The sequence below is a fragment of the Acinetobacter sp. LT1 genome, assembly GCF_059800965.1.
Map to the genome: position 1 here is coordinate 128,669 of NZ_JBBAXE010000001.1, position 17,626 is coordinate 146,294.

The following is a 17,626-nucleotide window of genomic DNA, read 5'->3' on the forward strand; positions in this document are numbered from 1 at the left end:
GAGTTCAAATAAAAACGCCTGATCAATTTCAGGCGTTTTTTTATTATTCAAGTTATTAATTAGAAAATAAAGTCGGTATTCACGAATTTAGAATAGTGCTCAGACACCATAGAGGCCAACATGCCTTTGCTATCATCTGTTTGTTTAGCAGCAATCATAGAACGGATAGAGAACGCTCGTAGAGCATCATGCACAGACAGTGTACCTTCCGCGGAATCTTTACGACCACCGAACGGGAATACATCAGGGCCACGCTGACATTGACAATTGATGTTTACACGACAGACTTGATGAACCAGCGGATCAACTAAATGGCCAATTTGCTCAGGGTCACTACCAAAAATACTCACCTGCTGACCATGATCAGAAGTAGTAACATATTCCAGCACAGTTTCAATATCATCATAAACAGAGACTGGTATCACTGGACCGAACTGTTCTTCACGATACAGTCTCATCCCCTCAGTCACTGGATAAACTACGGCTGGATAGAACATGGTTTTGCAGAACTCACCACCTTCCGGATTAACTACTTTTGCCCCTTTAGCCACAGCATCTTCAATCACTTCAGTCATGTAGGCTGTACGGTGCATACCAGGTAGCGGCGTAATAAATACACCTTTTTCCCACGGCATACCCACTTTAAGTTTGGCCAGTTCAGCCGTTAGGCGGTTAACAAATTCATCGGCTATCGAGCGATGTACCATCAGCATTTTGAGCGCGGTACAACGCTGACCATTAAACGACAATGCACCCAGCAGACACTCTTTCACTGTTAGATCCAAATCAGCATCTGGCAGAATAATGGCTGCATTCTTCGCATCCAATCCCAAAATCGCACGCAGACGGTGAGATTTAGGATGTTGCTTCTTCAAGTGATCAGCCACTTTACTAGAGCCAATCAGTGCCAGTACATTAATTTGCCCAGATGCCAATAGATGGGGTACCACTAGAGAGCCTGGTGCATAAATCGTATTGATCACACCTTTTGGAAATGAGTCACGGAACGCTTCTAGTAACGGTTCAAACAACAAAGTCCCAAATTGAGGTGGTTTAAAAATAATGGTATTACCCATCAGCATAGCTGGGATCAGAGTTGCAAAGGTTTCGTTCAGTGGGTAGTTGTATGGTCCCATACACAACACGACACCTAATGGAGTACGACGGATTTGTCCAATCGTACCTTCAGCAATTACAAAGCGGGAGTTGGCATTATCTAAATCTTTCAGGGCATCAATCGTTTGACGCATGTAGGTAATCGTACGGTCAAATTCTTTCTCTGAATCCGCCAAGCTTTTGCCAATTTCCCACATGATCAGCTTAATAATCAGATCTCGTTGCTCCACCATGCGCTGAATAAAATTTTGCATACAGGCAATGCGCTCACCAACCTTCATCATTGGCCATTCGCCACGACCATTGTTGTAAGCCCTTACCGCTGCTTCTAGTGCTTCATCGCTTTCTTTTTCACCCATAACAGGATAACTACCAAGCTCAACTTGCTGTAGGCTACCGTCAGGCTGCTGAATCCAGATTGGAGATAATGTTTTCTTGGTTGCACCAGCCCATAGCTTCAACTCACCGTCCACTAATGAGACACGCTGATGAATTTGGGAAGGCAGACGCACACTTTCAGGAATACTGTCCACTACTGGGAATTTAAGCTGTAGATTATTTAACTGATTCATTCTTCTTAATACCTTATTATTCGTATGTCTTTTATATATTCCCGAACTCGCCCCTGTAATCAGGTTTTATTCGGGTCAATATCACTATTATTATCCGTACTCACCTTGCTTGAACCGTAAACCACAAGGTGAATATCTTAAAGCGTTGATAATCTTTCTAGATGAATTTACCCCCGACACACACTATCAGTCACCCCTAGCTTCTGGATGACTTGTTCAATAATCTGTTCTGGTGTGAGAGCAATATCAATAGCAATTGCTTCATTCACATCAGGTTCCTCTAATGTGTCTAGCTGGGTTTGTAGCAACGCTGGGTCAAAAAAATGACCTGATCTTTCTGCAAGTCGTTGCTGTAATAACTCATAAGAACCTTTTAAGTAGACAAACTTAACATTCTGGTCCTGACCTCTTAAAATATCGCGATACATGCGTTTTAAAGATGAGCATGTAAATACAGCCGTTTCACCGTCTCTCTGTTTGGTTTCAATGGCCTGACGAATTGCCTGTAACCATGGCAAGCGGTCTTCATCAGTTAAGGGAATACCTTGACTCATCTTACTTTTATTTGCAGCTGAATGAAGCGTATCGCCATCAAGGAACTCACAAGCCAAACGCTCTGATAACAATTCACCAATTAGGGTTTTACCTGTTCCACAGACACCCATTGCAATCACAATCATGGATTACTCACCTTTAATTATAAAATAGTGCTAAGCAGTAGCGTGAAAGATAAACCCAACACTGAAATGATCGTTTCTAATACTGACCAAGTCTTGAGTGTCTGCCCTACTGTCATACCGAAATATTCTTTGATTAACCAGAATCCTGCGTCATTTACATGTGAGAAAACTAATGAACCTGAACCTGTGGCAAGTACTAAAAGTTCTGGCCTAACTGCGACACCCGCCGTAGCTGCAATTGGAGCGACAATACTACACGCTGTAGCCATAGCCACCGTTGCCGATCCTGTTGCCAAACGAATCAGTGCTGCAACAAACCAGCCTAACAATAACGGCGATAAATTTGCCTTCAATGCTGTAGAAACAATCTCATTAGAAATACCGGTGTCACGCAAAATGCCGCCAAAACCACCACCAGCACCTACAATCAACATAATCCCAGCAATAGAAGCTAAACACCCACCGCAGAATTTTTCAATTTGTTCACGGTTAAAGCCCTGCATCGTACCAAAGGTAATAAAGCTGACCAGTACGGCAATGAGTAATGCGATATCAGAAGTACCAATAAAACGTAGCAAATCATTTGCGAAAGTCTGTGGTGCAAAGAACAGATCAGCCCAGCTTCCAACCAACATTAATACTACAGGCAGCATAATTGTGAATAAGGTAATCCCAAAGCTTGGTAGCTCACGAGTTCTATTCGTATCTGCTTCAATAAACTGCTTCGCTAACGGGTTATTCTCAGGCAATTTGACGTATTTGTTGATCCACAATGCATACAGTGGCCCAGCGACGATAGCCGTTGGCACACCCACTATCAGACTATAAGCAATCGTTTTACCGATATCAGCATGGTAAGCCTGTACTGCCAACAGTGCCGCTGGATGTGGTGGAATTAACCCATGCACAACCGACAAACCTGCAACCATTGGCAAGCCAACAACCAGTAAAGATTTGCCTGTTCGCTTGGCAATGTTGAATGCAATTGGAATGAGTAGAACGAAACCTACTTCGAAAAATACGGGAAGACCAACAATAAGGGCAATAAACATCATGGCCCAGTGAATATTTTTCTCACCAAACCACTTAATTAAAGTAATTGCTATTCGCTCTGCGCCACCAGACTCGGCCATCATTTTACCGAGCATTGTTCCTAGTGCGATTACAATCGCAAGGTGACCTAAGGTTTTACCTGTACCAGCTTCATAAGACTTAACAATATCACCCATTGGCATGCCAACAGCCAAGGCTAAACCGAGTGAAACAATAATAAGAACTAAAAATGGATAAATTCTAAACTTCGCGATCATGACCACTAAAGCAATAATCGCGATTACAGTGTAGATCAGTAACATGCCACCCTGAACCGTCTCCATGGGACACTTCTCCTTGGAATAATTATTTAGGCACACTGCCTAAACAAGGGTCTTCAACCACAGTAATTCCTACTGTTAAGACATTAAATTTTTATATTTAGGTGTGACCAGCACAAACTGGTCACATCAATACAGCCTTTAAAGCACATAAAATGCACTTCATTTTTTATAAATATCGACTACATCTACAGTGCTCTCAACTGACTCGCAATTTGTGCCAAGCGAGTAATTTCAGCCCAGTCTTGGGCAGCTACAGTAGCTTTAGGTGTTAACCATGAACCACCTACACAAACCACGTTAGGTTGTTTTAAGAAATCTGGCGCTGACTCTGCCGTAATTCCACCAGTCGGACAAAAGCGCAAGTTTGGAAATGGACCATAAAATGCTTTTAGCATCTCAACGCCACCTGCCTGTTGAGCTGGGAAGAACTTCACAATGTCATAACCCAATTCAATCGCTTGAATCAGGTCACTTGGTGTCATCACACCCGGCAATAGAGGTAAGCCAGCATCTTGCGCAGCCAAATGTAGGTCTTTAGTCAAACCAGGAGATACCCCAAATTGAGCACCTGCTTTTTTAGCTTGAGCACAGTGTTCTGGCTTGGTAATCGTACCTACACCCACCACAATGTCATCAGCTAATTGGCTAGCACGCTCAATAGCAGCAAGACCAGCAGCGGTACGCAATGTAATCTCAAGAACTTTCACGCCACCTGCATGTAAAGCACGTGATACATCCTCACCTTGCTCAGCAGAATCAAATGCCAATACAGGGATAACTGGGCCTAATTTGACGATATCTTCAATTTTAATCATTATTTTTCAGTTCCTTTGATTCAAATCTGCTCTGGTGAATTTTCACCAACCAATGCACCAAATACAGATGCTCCATGTTCAGCTGGCGCAGCAGCAGCACGGAAAACACCAAATAATTCACGGCCAAAGCCAACTTCGTTTTCTGCCTGATGTTCTGGCTGAGCAACAGGACGCGACTGCCAAGTCTGTTCATCTATTTCAACATCGAGTACGCCAGCCTCAGCATCAATGATTAACATATCGCCTGTTTGCACTTTAGCAATCGGCCCATTTAGTAAGGCCTCTGGAGATAAATGAATCACCGCAGGAACTTTACCTGAAGCACCAGACATACGGCCATCAGTGACTAAAGCAACGTGGAAACCTTGATCTTGTAAAACACCCAACACAGGAGTTAAACGATGCAATTCAGGCATACCGTTAGCACGCGCACCTTGGAAACGAACAACTGCAATAAAGTCTCGATGTAATTCACCACGATCAAATGCAGCTTGCACTGCTTCTTGAGAATCAAACACAATTGCTGGAGCTTTAACTTTACGGTGTTCTTGCGCAACAGCAGAAATCTTGATCACACCACGGCCAAGGCGACCTTGCATTAAACGCAAGCCACCATCTGGTTGAAACGGCGCATCAATGCTACGTAAAACTTTGTCATCAAGACTTTGAACCACACTGTCAACCCAAGTGAGCTTACCATCAATCAATTTCGGCTCTTTGGTGTAGTGCTGTAAACCTTTACCAGCCACAGTCGTTACATCGTTATGCAACAGACCAGCTTCAAGTAAGTTACGAATGAGGAAAGCGACCCCACCCGCAGCTTGGAAATGGTTTACATCAGCCTTACCATTTGGATAGATTTTTGCGAGTAATGGAACAACAGCCGATAACTCATCGAAGTCATCCCAGTCAATCAAGATACCAGCAGCGCGAGCAATCGCAATCAAATGCAAAGTATGGTTGGTTGAACCACCGGTAGCGAGTAACGCCACGATGCCATTGATAATGGCTTTTTCATCAATCACATGACCAATCGGCGTGTAGTTTCCACGCTCAACTGTTAAATCAAGTACACGAATCGCCGCTTCTGCGGTGAGTGCATCACGTAATGGTGTATGAGGATGAACAAATGCGGCACTTGGCAAATGTAAGCCCATTACTTCCATCAGCATTTGATTACTGTTGGCTGTACCATAAAAAGTACAGGTCCCTTGACCATGATAAGCAGCTGACTCAGCTTCTAGCAAAGCATCTCGGCCAACCTGACCCGTTGCAAATTGCTGACGAATTTTAGCTTTCTCATCGTTAGATAGACCACTGGTCATTGGGCCAGCTGGCACAAAAATAGTAGGTAAATAGCCAAACTGCAAAGCACCAATGAGCAAGCCCGGCACGATCTTGTCACAAACACCAAGACATAAAGCTGCGTCAAACATGTTATGAGACAATGCAATCGCTGTACTCATCGCAATGGTTTCACGAGAAAACAATGACAGTTCCATGCCAGCATTACCTTGGGTAATACCGTCACACATCGCAGGAACACCACCTGCAAACTGCGCTACTCCCCCATTTTCGCGAGCGGCATTTTTAATTAAATCTGGAAATGTTTTATATGGTGCGTGAGCCGACAGCATTTCGTTATATGAAGATACGATGCCAATATTTGGTTCACGGCCTACTTTAATAATTAATTTTTCATTATCGTCCATACTGGCAAAACCATGAGCCAGATTGGCACATGAAAGTGCTCCACGAGCAGGAAATTTGCCTTGTGCATGTTCAATACGTTGTAAATATGCAGAACGAGTTTTTTGACTACGTGCGATTACACGCTCGGTCACTTTTGCCAATATTGGATTCGGCAAGTCCATGCTGGACGCTCCTATACAACCGGATAAGCCGGAACATAAAAATAGACCAAATGATATATTTCATCATCATTTGATAAGGGGAAGGAACAATATTATTAAGGCAAAAAGCGACATGCAAGCCCTAGTCAATTTTACGGTAATACCGGAGCATGGGTATTAAATACAAATTATGTTTAAGTTTTAAACAAAAAGCTGGTTTTATTTTTGACTATATTTACTGGTATATTAGCTTCTAATAACTACGAGAAAATTCTCATAATATCAAAGCAATAAAATATTCTTATAAATGTATTTATACCGGCTTTTTTATACTAAGTTTTATATTAAAAATGTTTATGATTTATATATTTTAACCTATATATAAACGATTAAAATTTAATTTCATTTACGTATATTATTTGTAATACTCCCCTATAGTTTGATTAAAATAACACCACTTCTTTTTTCTTAAAAAATTTATACCAAATATTTGAAAAATACATTAAATAGAAATTTACCTTTCATAAATATATACAAAAAACTCGTTTCTACACGTATAAAAAAACAAGGAATACAGTGGTTAAGCTTTATACTGGACAAATGTTAGTTAGAAATAATTTGATGGTCGATAGTGCTTAAGTCTAATGGGCTAAAGTCTATCTTGGACAGAAAAACAACACATGTTAAAACATGACAACCCGTTCAATCTGTATCGAAAAATAATACATGTTGAACAGGAAGTTAGGAAAACTATTTTAAATCAGGACTTGGGTATTTCAACGTGGCTACATCAGTATTAGTTATCAATTGCGGCTCTTCATCAATTAAATACGCACTGGTTTCAGAGCGTCGTGAAGATCGTATTTACGGTTTAGCAGAAAACTTGGGGGCAGCTGATGCTCGTATTAAGGGAATTACAGTAGGTGGTGAACCACTTGAACTTTCAATCCCTTATGCTGATCATGCCAAAGCTTTAGAAACTTTACTTGCACGTCTTGCCAACTACAAACCGCAAGCAATCGGACATCGTGTTGTACACGGGGGTGGTTTAACCAAAGCAGAATTACTCACTCCTGAAATTATTGAACGTATTCGTGCTGCGACACCTTTAGCCCCACTTCATAACCCAGCACATTTAATTGGTATTGACGCAACCGTACGTCTATTTCCTGAATTACCTCAAGTTGCCGTATTCGACACTGCATTCCATCAAACCATGCCACCGCATGCATATCGTTATGCAATTCCTAAGTTTTTATATACTGACCACAATGTCCGCCGTTATGGCTTCCATGGTACAAGTCACGCCTATGTGTCTGACAAAGCGAGTGAGCTGGCAGGTAACCTGAAAAAAGGTGGATGGTTAACAGCGCATCTAGGAAACGGCAGTTCAACTTGCGCAGTGTGGAATGGACAAAGTGTTGACACGTCTATGGGCCTTACTCCACTTGAAGGCGTAGTGATGGGAACGCGTAGTGGTGACGTTGATCCAAGCTTACATAGCTTCCTTGCGAAAAACCTCGGTTGGGATTTAGCAAAAATTGATAAAGTTTTAAATAATGAAAGTGGCTTACTAGGTTTATCTCAACTGTCTAACGACATGCGTACAGTGATTGAAGCTGCTGAAAATGGTAATGAAGATGCTAGTCTTGCAATTGAAGTGTTTAGCTATCGCCTTGCAAAATCACTGGCTGCATTAAGCTGTGGCTTACCGACTTTGGACGGTCTAATCTTCACAGGCGGTATTGGCGAAAACTCAGCTTATATTCGTGAAAAAACCTTAGCTTATTTACCTCATTTTGGTTTGCAGCTTGATAAAGATCAAAACAACAACCTAAAACGTGGCACTGAAGGACGAATCGACAATGGAACAGGACCTCAAATTTGGGTCATTCCTACAGACGAGGAAGGCCGTATTGCCAAAGAAACTCGTCAAGTTGTTGAAGCAGCAGAAAATACAGCATCTGTAGCAAGCCTTGCCTAATTAGAGCTTAGCGAAAACTCGATATTCGTTTATTTATAGGTTTATATGAATACAATTTTATTGATTCCTACAGGCGAAGGGGTTGGTTTAACCTCTGCCTGCTTAGGCATGATTTACGCACTTGATTGTAACGGGATTAAAGCAGGCTTTTTAAAACCATTTTCTCAAGAAGACCAAGAACATCTTGACCGAACCACTTCATTATTTGGTCATTTATTTCAAAGTAAAACTGTTCAATCTATTTCGCATGAAAAATTAACTCAGCTTATTGCCGCTGGGGAAGTAGATGAATTACTTGAAGAAGCTGTTAGCCTTCATCGTAGTGTTGCAGCAGACCATGATGTCATTATTGTGGAAGGCTTATTACCTAACGGACAAGACCACTTTGCCAGTGAACTCAACGCAAGTCTTGCTCAAGCACTTGATGCAGAAGTCGTGCTGGTCAGCACAGCAGATATTCAAAACCCGAAAAAAGCAGCAGAAAAAGTAGATGCTCATTTACGTCAGTTTGGTGGAGCAACATCAAATCGTACTGCTGGTGTACTGTTTATGCGTACCCGTGGATTAACTGAAGAAACAGCACAAATTCCTGTTGCGTTTGATCCATCGTTACGACCGACTGAAGAAATCGCAAAATTTACGACCGAACTGCAAAAATATAATCGTTATTTCGGCTCTAGTGACTTACCAATTATTGGACTTGTTCCTTTTAGTAACACGCTAAGCGTACCGAGAACTCTCGATATTGCAAATGTCATTGATGGGCAATGGGTACATCAAGGTGAAGCTAAAACACGTCGAATTTTGCATTCGAGTTTAATTGCTTCAAGCATTGAATATGAACTGAATAAGTTTATTGCAGGCGAGTTAATTATTAGCGCATCTGAGCGTACCGATGTTTTACTTGCAAGTAGTTTGGCAACCAGCAATGGTATTCCTCTTGCAGGTTTGGTACTGACTGAACGAGAAGCACCAGCACCAGAACTTTTAGAGTTTTGCCAAAGTGCAATTAAACAAGGGTTACCGATTTTACATACCCGTTTAAACACACTTGAAACTGCACAGCGTTTATCTAATTTTGGCAATGAGATTCCAACTGACGATACTGAACGTGCAGAGCAAGTGACTCGATTTGTTTCAAGTCATATTGATGTTGAATGGCTTAAACAGCACAGCAACAATGCTGCTACCCCTCGCCTGTCGCCATCAGCTTTCCGTCATGAACTGGTGCAAAAATCGATTGCAGCGAAAAAACGGATTGTGCTACCTGAAGGTGATGAACCACGCACCATTCAAGCTGCGGCAATTTGTCAGGCACGTGGCATTGCCGACTGTATTTTGCTGGCTAAACCAGATGCTGTGCACGATGTTGCAAAAGCACGCGGTATTGAATTACCTGCTGAATTGGCAATTGTCGACCCTGATAGTATTCGTGATCAATACGTTGTACCAATGGTTGAGCTACGTAAAGGTAAACTCAACGAGCTGCAAGCGAAAGAACAACTTCAAGATACCGTAGTGCTTGGCACCATGATGTTAGCCTTAGATCAAGTCGACGGTTTAGTTTCAGGTGCGGTACACACCACAGCAAATACGGTCCGCCCAGCATTCCAACTCATCAAGACAGCACCTGAATATTCACTAGTTTCATCTATATTCTTTATGCTTTTACCAGATGAAGTTTATGTATATGGTGACTGTGCGATTAATCCAGACCCGACAGCAGAACAACTTGCTGAAATTGCAATTCAGTCGGCTGACTCAGCGAAAGCCTTTGGAATTGACCCGCGTATTGCCATGATCAGCTACTCAACCGGTACTTCCGGAACAGGTGCTGATGTTGAAAAAGTACAGCAAGCAACTCAAATTGCTCAACAACGTCGTCCTGACTTACTGATTGATGGTCCACTTCAATACGATGCAGCTTCAGTTGAAAGTGTGGGGCGTCAAAAGGCACCTGACTCACGCGTTGCTGGCCGTGCGAATGTATTTATCTTCCCAGATTTAAATACGGGTAATACCACTTACAAAGCAGTACAGCGTGCTGCAAATGTTGTGAGCGTTGGACCAATGCTGCAAGGCCTCAACAAACCAGTCAATGACTTATCTCGTGGAGCCTTGGTAGATGACATCGTCTTTACCATTGCATTAACGGCAATTCAGGCAGAACAGCAAGCCACTGCCAAATAATTAATAAATTCACCTTTACTACCTCTCGCCATTTGATATCCGCTCAAATGGCTTTTTTTATTTTAGTCATTCAAAAATAAATAATTTTCCGATTTCTGGCATTTAAATCACATCAATATCTTCTTATGCGACTTTCGGTCAAAAGATCAACCAATCTCCCACAACACCCTCTTTTTGTCATATAATTTAGCCCGCTAGCTAACAGCCCGCTCAAGAGATTTTCTGGTATGACAACGATTATCAAACAAGATGACTTGATTACATCGATCAAGGACGCCCTACAGTTTATTTCGTACTATCACCCGCAAGACTTTATCCAAGCGATGAGCCGTGCTTATGATCGCGAAGAAAACAAAGCCGCAAAGGATGCAATTGCACAGATTCTAATTAACTCTCGCATGTGTGCGGAAGGTCATCGTCCAATTTGCCAAGATACTGGTATTGTTAACGTTTTCCTTGAAGTGGGCTTAGATGTTAAATTTGATTTAACGATGAGCTTAGACGATGCAGTAAATGAAGGTGTTCGCCAAGGTTACCTTGAAAACAGCAACGTTCTTCGTGCATCTGTACTTGCTGACCCTGCATTTGGTCGTAAAAATACAAAAGATAATACCCCTGCTGTAATTCACTACAAACTCGTTCCGGGTAACAAAGTAGATATTACTGTTGCTGCTAAAGGTGGCGGTTCAGAAAACAAATCTAAACTTGCGATGCTTAACCCATCTGACTCGATTGTTGACTGGGTACTTAAAACCGTTCCAACTATGGGTGCAGGCTGGTGTCCTCCTGGTATGCTCGGTATTGGTATTGGTGGTACTGCTGAAAAAGCCATGATGCTTGCTAAAGAAGCACTCATGGAAGAAATCAATATGGATGAATTACTTCGCCGTGGACCAGAGAACAAAATCGAAGAGCTTCGTATAGAAATCTTTGAAAAAGTAAATGCACTTGGTATTGGTGCACAAGGTCTCGGTGGTTTAACGACTGTTCTTGATATTAAGATTAAAGATTACCCATGTCATGCTGCTGGTAAACCAGTAGGTATGATTCCTAACTGTGCTGCTACTCGTCATGCTCACTTCCAGCTTGATGGTACAGGTGTAGCTCATATTCAAGCACCAAAACTTGAAGACTACCCATCTGTAACTTGGGACTCTTCACAGTCTAAACGCGTAAACCTTGATACCATTACTCAAGAAGAAATGGACTCTTGGAAACCGGGTGACACATTACTTCTTAGCGGAACAATGTACACAGGTCGTGATGCTGCGCACAAACGTATGGTTGAAATGATCGATAATGGTGAAGAATTACCAGTTGATCTTAAAGGTAAGTTTATTTACTACGTTGGCCCTGTTGATCCAGTGGGTGATGAAGTCGTTGGTCCTGCTGGCCCTACAACTGCAACACGTATGGATAAATTCACACGTAAAGTATTAGAACATACTGGCCTATTCGGTATGATCGGTAAAGCTGACCGTGGTCCTACAGCAATTGAAGCAATCAAAGACAACAAAGCAACTTACTTAATGGCAGTTGGTGGTGCGGCTTACCTCGTATCTAAAGCTGTTCGCGAAGCTGAAGTTGTTGCGTTTGCAGACTTAGGTATGGAAGCCATCTACAAATTCGTAGTTGAAGATATGCCTGTTTCTGTTGCAGTTGATGTAAACGGTACTTCAATTCACGCAGTAGCTCCAAAAATCTGGCAAGCGAAAATTGGAAAAATTCCAGTAGTCGATGCAGCAGCTGGCTAATCAAGAAAAGCACCGAATTCGGTGCTTTTTTTATGCATTCTTTTTTTATTTTAAAATCTGAAAAGAATTGTAACAATTACTTCGTCAATCTGTGCTATTAATGAAAGCACCCTCTCGCCAAATATTGAATATAGGTCATTTCATGACTATTCGCCCTATTCTTAAAAATCTCTCAATCAGCCTCTGCCTAAGCTGTATTACCACAAGCTTATTTGCCTCTCCTGCCAAATTAAGTTCAGTTAAAGAACTCATGCAAATGAGCCAAATTGATTACCTGCTTAAAGAATCAATTAATGAATTAACACCTTATTATGATCAACAGGCAGAACAGATCGTTAGTAATATCACGGGTATCAAAACTTTAGGTCCAAAAGAAAAAGAGGCCGCGAAGAAGTTAGGTTTACTCCTAAAAGATTCGAGCAATCAGCTCATTAGCAATCCAAAAACCGCCCAAGCCTTACAGGATATTTATCTTAAGACTTATACTGAAGAGGAAATTCAGGCTAATCTGAAATTTTTAAAAACCCCAGAAGGCCAATCAATTACGCGCAAAAACGTACAGATTATGGGGCAAATTTCAGAATATATGATGGAGTTGGGACAGCAAACATTTAATGACCCTAAAGCACGAGATCATATGCAAGAAGAGATGCTTAAAATTCTTGCACCGTTGATGAAAGATAAAGAAAAGTCTTAACTTTTCTTTATCTTTTTTAGGCTATTACCAAGTTAAAGGATTCCATAATTTAAATGGTTTAATCAGATGTACATCTGATTTTTCATCATATTTGGCTGGCTTTAATTCTTGTGGTTTATGACGGATCTTTCCTGAAGCATCTTCAGCCACAAAATTATAGCTAGAAGATTTCAACTCGGTAAATGCTATCTCTCTACGTCCAATATTGTCTTGCATTAACATAAATGGACCAGTATGTTCACTTCGGTCCATTTTATTTTCTTCATCATATTTCAAATAATAAGACGTTCCCGCCTCAACAGTGATATCAATATATTTTGGTTCTTGAAAATGGATACCAAGTAAAGGGCGACTCGCAGAAAGGCGATATGTTCCTGCTGGCAACTCAATCCAGTAATAATGATTATGTAATAGACTCGGAATGCGCTTACCATTCACAAAGAGATTAATCGCTGCGATTTCCTGACGATTCCATTTTGTGTCTGGTCGATATAGATAAACTACAGCTGCCTGTTCATTTTGTGGTTTAATTGGAGCAAAAGTCTGACCCAATTTTTGGTTGACCCACCCTCCTACAGTAAAACCGCCTAAATGATATTGATCTAATAAACCAGGTTCTTTTTCAACATCAACTTTAGGTAGAGTCGCGGTCAATTCACTCGGATTTTTTTCTAAATGAGATGAACTTTGACAGCCCACAAATAGTCCGGCACAGCACAAAGATACGATTAAATAACGCATGGCATCCCTCAAAGCGTTTTGTTTTTGATTTATTTTTTACACCGCAAAACTATGCGTATTTTGTATTTTTAAGATTAACACTACCCATATAAATTGAAAACAAAAAAAGCATGAATCACTAACGCGATTCATGCTTTTTAGATGAATGAAATCTATGCAGACTTCGAATCAATAACCTTTAAATCTGCCTTAGCAACACTTTCATGCGTTGCAGCTTCTTTAGGCTGACGTTCAGCCTGATAAACAGGTTCTGCTTCACCATTAATAACTGCTTCATTAATAATGACTGTTCCAACATCTGTACGACTTGGTAAATCATACATAGTTTCAAGCAGTACGTTTTCCATAATAGAACGTAGACCACGCGCTCCTGTATTACGTTCAAGCGCTTTTTTAGCAACAGCACGCAATGCAGAGTCTTCAAAGATTAGATCAATATTTTCCATAGTGAAAAGATATTGATACTGGCGAGTTAATGCATTTTTTGGCTCAGTCAAAATTTGCATTAAAGCTTCTTCGTCTAGCTCTTCAAGTGTCGCAATCACTGGTAAACGACCAATGAATTCAGGAATTAAACCAAATTTCACTAAGTCAGTTGGCTCAACCTGACGGAACAATTCAGCAAGCTTTTTGGTTTCATCTTTGTTTTTAACGTCAGCTGTAAAACCAATACCGCCTTTCTCTTGACGCTGTTGTACAATTTTTTCCAAACCAGAAAATGCACCACCACAAATAAATAAGATATTTGAGGTGTCAATTTGGATAAACTCTTGCTGTGGATGCTTACGACCACCTTGAGGCGGAATCGAAGCAACTGTACCTTCAATCATTTTTAATAATGCTTGTTGTACACCTTCACCAGACACATCACGCGTAATTGATGGATTTTCAGATTTACGAGTAATCTTATCAATCTCATCAATATAGATAATGCCCTTCTGAGCCTTCTCTACATCGTAGTCTGCTTTTTGCAAAAGCTTTTGCACAATATTTTCAACATCCTCACCCACATAACCAGCTTCGGTTAATGTTGTTGCATCTGCCATCGCAAATGGAACATCTAAAAGGCGAGCTAATGTTTGCGCAAGTAAAGTTTTACCTGAGCCAGTAGGTCCAATCAGTAAGATATTACTTTTAGCAATTTCTACTTCTTTAGACACATGGCCATTATGACCAACTTTTAAGCGCTTATAATGGTTATAAACCGCAACAGATAATGTCTTTTTGGCAAGATCTTGACCAATAACATATTGATCAAGCGCAGCACGTATTTCATGTGGTTTTGGCAATGCCTTACTCGCCCAGTCACCTGCTTCAACCTGTTGGCTGGTTTGTACAAGGTCTAAGCAGACATCCACACATTCATTACAAATATATGCGTCCTCACCTGCAATCAGTTTCCCGACTTCAGACTGCGTTTTACCGCAAAATGAACAATGTTTTTGTCCTTGAGGATGTTCGGACATATTCACTCCACAAATAGAATCTTAAATATTAGGGCAAGATGCACTGCATAAATAACTAAATGGAGACCTTTTTCAACATCTCAAGTTATTTATATAATAAGGTCCTTATGGACGCTTACTTAACACCTGATCAACCAGACCATATTCTTTAGCAGCTTGGGCTGTCATAAAGTTATCGCGGTCAGTATCACGAGCAACGGTTTCATAGTCTTGACCACTGTGCTCTGCCATTAAGCGGTTCAAACGTTCTTTAATAAAGAGGATTTCACGCGCATGGATTTCAATATCCGATGCTTGACCACGGAAACCACCCAATGGTTGATGAATCATGACACGGGCATTTTCTAAACAATAGCGTTTGCCTTTGGCGCCCGCATTTAACAAGAATGCACCCATTGAAGCAGCTTGACCCATACAATATGTCACGACATCAGGCTTAATAAACTGCATTGTGTCATAAATGGCCATGCCCGCTGTCACAGATCCACCTGGAGAGTTGATATAAAGGTGGATATCTTTATCAGGATTTTCAGCTTCTAAAAACAACATTTGGGCAACAATCAGATTTGCCATGTTATCTTCAACTTCACCTGTCAAAAAAATGACGCGCTCACGTAAAAGTCGTGAATAAATATCAAAAGAACGTTCGCCGCGAGAAGATTGTTCAACCACAACAGGAACTAAAGCATTTTCAATTGTTGGAACATACATACGTTATTTATTCCTAAATTTTTTGTGACTTAACCTATGGCAACAATATGCGGGATAATTTCTCAAATTGCAAAAGGTTCGCACTGAAATATTATATTATTTATACCTAAGTACTTAATGCCGCACTCTAATTGACCACATAAAGAAAAACAAAAAAGGCGCCTCAGGCGCCTTTTTCTGACTTCTCAAAAGATTAGCCCATACGGCGAGCTTGCTGTTCTTTCAATAAGTCATCATAAGATACAGCTTTGTCAGTCACTTTAGCACCAGCTAAGATGTGATCAACAACTTGATCTTCTAATACAACTGCTTCGATTTGAGCACGTTGTTGAGCATCATTTTTGAAGTATTCGATCACTTCAGTTGGATCTTCGTAAGAAGAAGCCATGTCATCAATGTAAGCATCAACGCGAGCTTGGTCAACTTCAAGTTTAGCATCAGCTAAAACTTTGCTTACCAATACGCCAAGCTTAACAGAACGCTCTGCTTGTTCTTTGAACAATTCGTCAGGAAGCATGCTCTTGTCAAAAGATTGCGCGCCTGCACCACCAAATTGTTGAGTGAACTGTTGAACCATTTGTTGACGTTGACGGTCAATTTCTTGAGCAACCATTGCAGTTGGAACTTCAACTTCATTCGCAGCAACAAGAGCATCAAAAGCAGCTTGTTTAACTTGGTTACGTAAACCATTGCGAACTTCACGTTCCATATTCTTACGAACGTCAGCTTTTAACTTCTCAACGCCTTCTTCTTCAGTTACACCGAAGATTTTTAAGAATTCAGCATCAATTTCTGGAAGTTTAGATTTTTCAACTTGCTTCACAGTGATTTTGAACTGAGCTGCTTTACCAGCCAAGTTTTCAGCTTGGTAATCTTCAGGGAAAGTAACGTCAATTACTTTCTCTTCACCAGCTTTCATGCCAATGATGCCATCTTCGAAGCCAGGGATCATACGACCTGAACCTAACACAAGTTTAAAGTCTTCAGCAGAACCGCCTTCAAACTTCTCACCATCGATAGTGCCTTCAAAGTCAAAAGTCACTTGCATGTCTTTTTTCGCCATACCCTTGGTTACAGCCCAAGTTTGACGTTGTTTTTGCAAGTTTTCGATCATAGCGTCAACGTCAGCGTCTTTGATTTCAGCTGATTTACGTTCAACTTCTAAGCCGTCAAATGCTTTTACTTCAATTTCTGGATAAACTTCTACAGTTGCTTCAAAAACTAAAGCGTCTTCTTTATGTTCAACTTTCTCAATGTTCGGCATACCTACCGCATTGATTTTTTCTTGTTGAATTGCTTCAAAAACGCTATCACGAATGATGTCATTTACAACTTCTTGATAAATGCTTGCACCGTATTCGCGACGAACAACGTTTTCAGGTACTTTACCTGGACGGAAGCCGTTGATCTTCACAGTTTTGGCAGTGCGCTTCAAACGAGCTTCAAATTGCTCGTTAATACGGCTCGTCGGTACAGACACATTTAAACGACGGGCAACGCCCGAAACCGCTTCAGTCGTTACTTGCATGGCTTCCTCGATAAAAATTAGTTAGTAGGAACAGTTTTTAAAAAAGTGCTGTATTATATGACAACTTTCAAGATATACAAAATTAACCGATCACTTCATGTAAGTGAAGGACATTATTCTAGTAAATTTCACAGTAATTTTAT

The 17,626-nt window shown here is 40.9% G+C and carries 14 protein-coding genes; 5 read left to right on the forward strand and 9 right to left on the reverse strand.

Features of this window, described 5'->3' with window-relative positions; genetic code table 11:
• Positions 1–59: 59 nt before the first annotated feature.
• The 5 genes from WBW42_RS00610 to edd form a co-directional block, all read right to left on the reverse strand.
• Positions 60–1,688: an NADP-dependent glyceraldehyde-3-phosphate dehydrogenase gene (locus WBW42_RS00610; RefSeq protein ID WP_032056229.1), complete on the reverse strand. Its 1,629-nt coding sequence runs from the start codon at positions 1,686–1,688 to the stop codon at positions 60–62.
• Between the two features lie 167 nt (positions 1,689–1,855).
• Complete coding sequence (locus WBW42_RS00615) at positions 1,856–2,368, reverse strand: gluconokinase (RefSeq protein WP_014208329.1); 513 nt, start codon at positions 2,366–2,368, stop codon at positions 1,856–1,858.
• A gap of 17 nt (positions 2,369–2,385) precedes the next feature.
• Complete coding sequence (locus WBW42_RS00620; protein WP_002115035.1) at positions 2,386–3,744, reverse strand: GntT/GntP/DsdX family permease; 1,359 nt, start codon at positions 3,742–3,744, stop codon at positions 2,386–2,388.
• A 185-nt stretch (positions 3,745–3,929) separates the two neighbouring features.
• The gene (gene eda / locus WBW42_RS00625; protein ID WP_009390833.1) at positions 3,930–4,559 is read right to left on the reverse strand and encodes a bifunctional 4-hydroxy-2-oxoglutarate aldolase/2-dehydro-3-deoxy-phosphogluconate aldolase; all 630 of its coding nucleotides are present in this window, start codon (positions 4,557–4,559) and stop codon (positions 3,930–3,932) included.
• A gap of 20 nt (positions 4,560–4,579) precedes the next feature.
• Positions 4,580–6,433 (reverse strand): phosphogluconate dehydratase, encoded by a 1,854-nt coding sequence (gene edd, locus WBW42_RS00630; protein WP_017482031.1) that lies wholly within the window; start codon positions 6,431–6,433, stop codon positions 4,580–4,582.
• Positions 6,434–7,092: 659 nt separating this feature from the next.
• On the opposite strand from edd, the gene WBW42_RS00635 reads away from it, so the two are divergent.
• From WBW42_RS00635 to WBW42_RS00655, 5 genes are all read left to right on the forward strand, one after another.
• Positions 7,093–7,212, forward strand: coding sequence for a hypothetical protein (locus tag WBW42_RS00635; RefSeq protein ID WP_005804223.1), 120 nt, complete (start codon positions 7,093–7,095; stop codon positions 7,210–7,212).
• The gene (locus WBW42_RS00640) at positions 7,194–8,396 is read left to right on the forward strand and encodes an acetate/propionate family kinase (protein WP_032056231.1); all 1,203 of its coding nucleotides are present in this window, start codon (positions 7,194–7,196) and stop codon (positions 8,394–8,396) included. The genes WBW42_RS00635 and WBW42_RS00640 overlap by 19 nt, the downstream gene beginning before the upstream one ends.
• A 45-nt stretch (positions 8,397–8,441) precedes the next feature.
• Positions 8,442–10,586, forward strand: a complete 2,145-nt coding sequence (pta, locus tag WBW42_RS00645) for a phosphate acetyltransferase (protein ID WP_017482030.1) — start codon at positions 8,442–8,444, stop codon at positions 10,584–10,586.
• Between the two features lie 227 nt (positions 10,587–10,813).
• Positions 10,814–12,340: a fumarate hydratase gene (locus WBW42_RS00650; protein WP_002115045.1), complete on the forward strand. Its 1,527-nt coding sequence runs from the start codon at positions 10,814–10,816 to the stop codon at positions 12,338–12,340.
• A gap of 142 nt (positions 12,341–12,482) precedes the next feature.
• The gene (locus WBW42_RS00655) at positions 12,483–13,037 is read left to right on the forward strand and encodes a DUF2059 domain-containing protein (RefSeq protein ID WP_004794750.1); all 555 of its coding nucleotides are present in this window, start codon (positions 12,483–12,485) and stop codon (positions 13,035–13,037) included.
• A gap of 24 nt (positions 13,038–13,061) precedes the next feature.
• Here WBW42_RS00655 and WBW42_RS00660 read toward each other — a convergent pair whose 3' ends face one another.
• From WBW42_RS00660 to tig, 4 genes are all read right to left on the reverse strand, one after another.
• Positions 13,062–13,778 (reverse strand): DUF2846 domain-containing protein, encoded by a 717-nt coding sequence (locus tag WBW42_RS00660; RefSeq protein ID WP_002115030.1) that lies wholly within the window; start codon positions 13,776–13,778, stop codon positions 13,062–13,064.
• 152 nt (positions 13,779–13,930) lie between these two features.
• Positions 13,931–15,244 (reverse strand): ATP-dependent Clp protease ATP-binding subunit ClpX, encoded by a 1,314-nt coding sequence (gene clpX / locus WBW42_RS00665; RefSeq protein WP_032056233.1) that lies wholly within the window; start codon positions 15,242–15,244, stop codon positions 13,931–13,933.
• 105 nt (positions 15,245–15,349) lie between these two features.
• On the reverse strand, positions 15,350–15,955 hold the full coding sequence (gene clpP / locus WBW42_RS00670) for an ATP-dependent Clp endopeptidase proteolytic subunit ClpP (RefSeq protein WP_002114870.1): 606 nt from the start codon (positions 15,953–15,955) through the stop codon (positions 15,350–15,352).
• 193 nt (positions 15,956–16,148) lie between these two features.
• On the reverse strand, positions 16,149–17,483 hold the full coding sequence (tig, locus tag WBW42_RS00675) for a trigger factor (protein ID WP_005079155.1): 1,335 nt from the start codon (positions 17,481–17,483) through the stop codon (positions 16,149–16,151).
• Between the last annotated feature and the right edge of the window lie 143 nt (positions 17,484–17,626).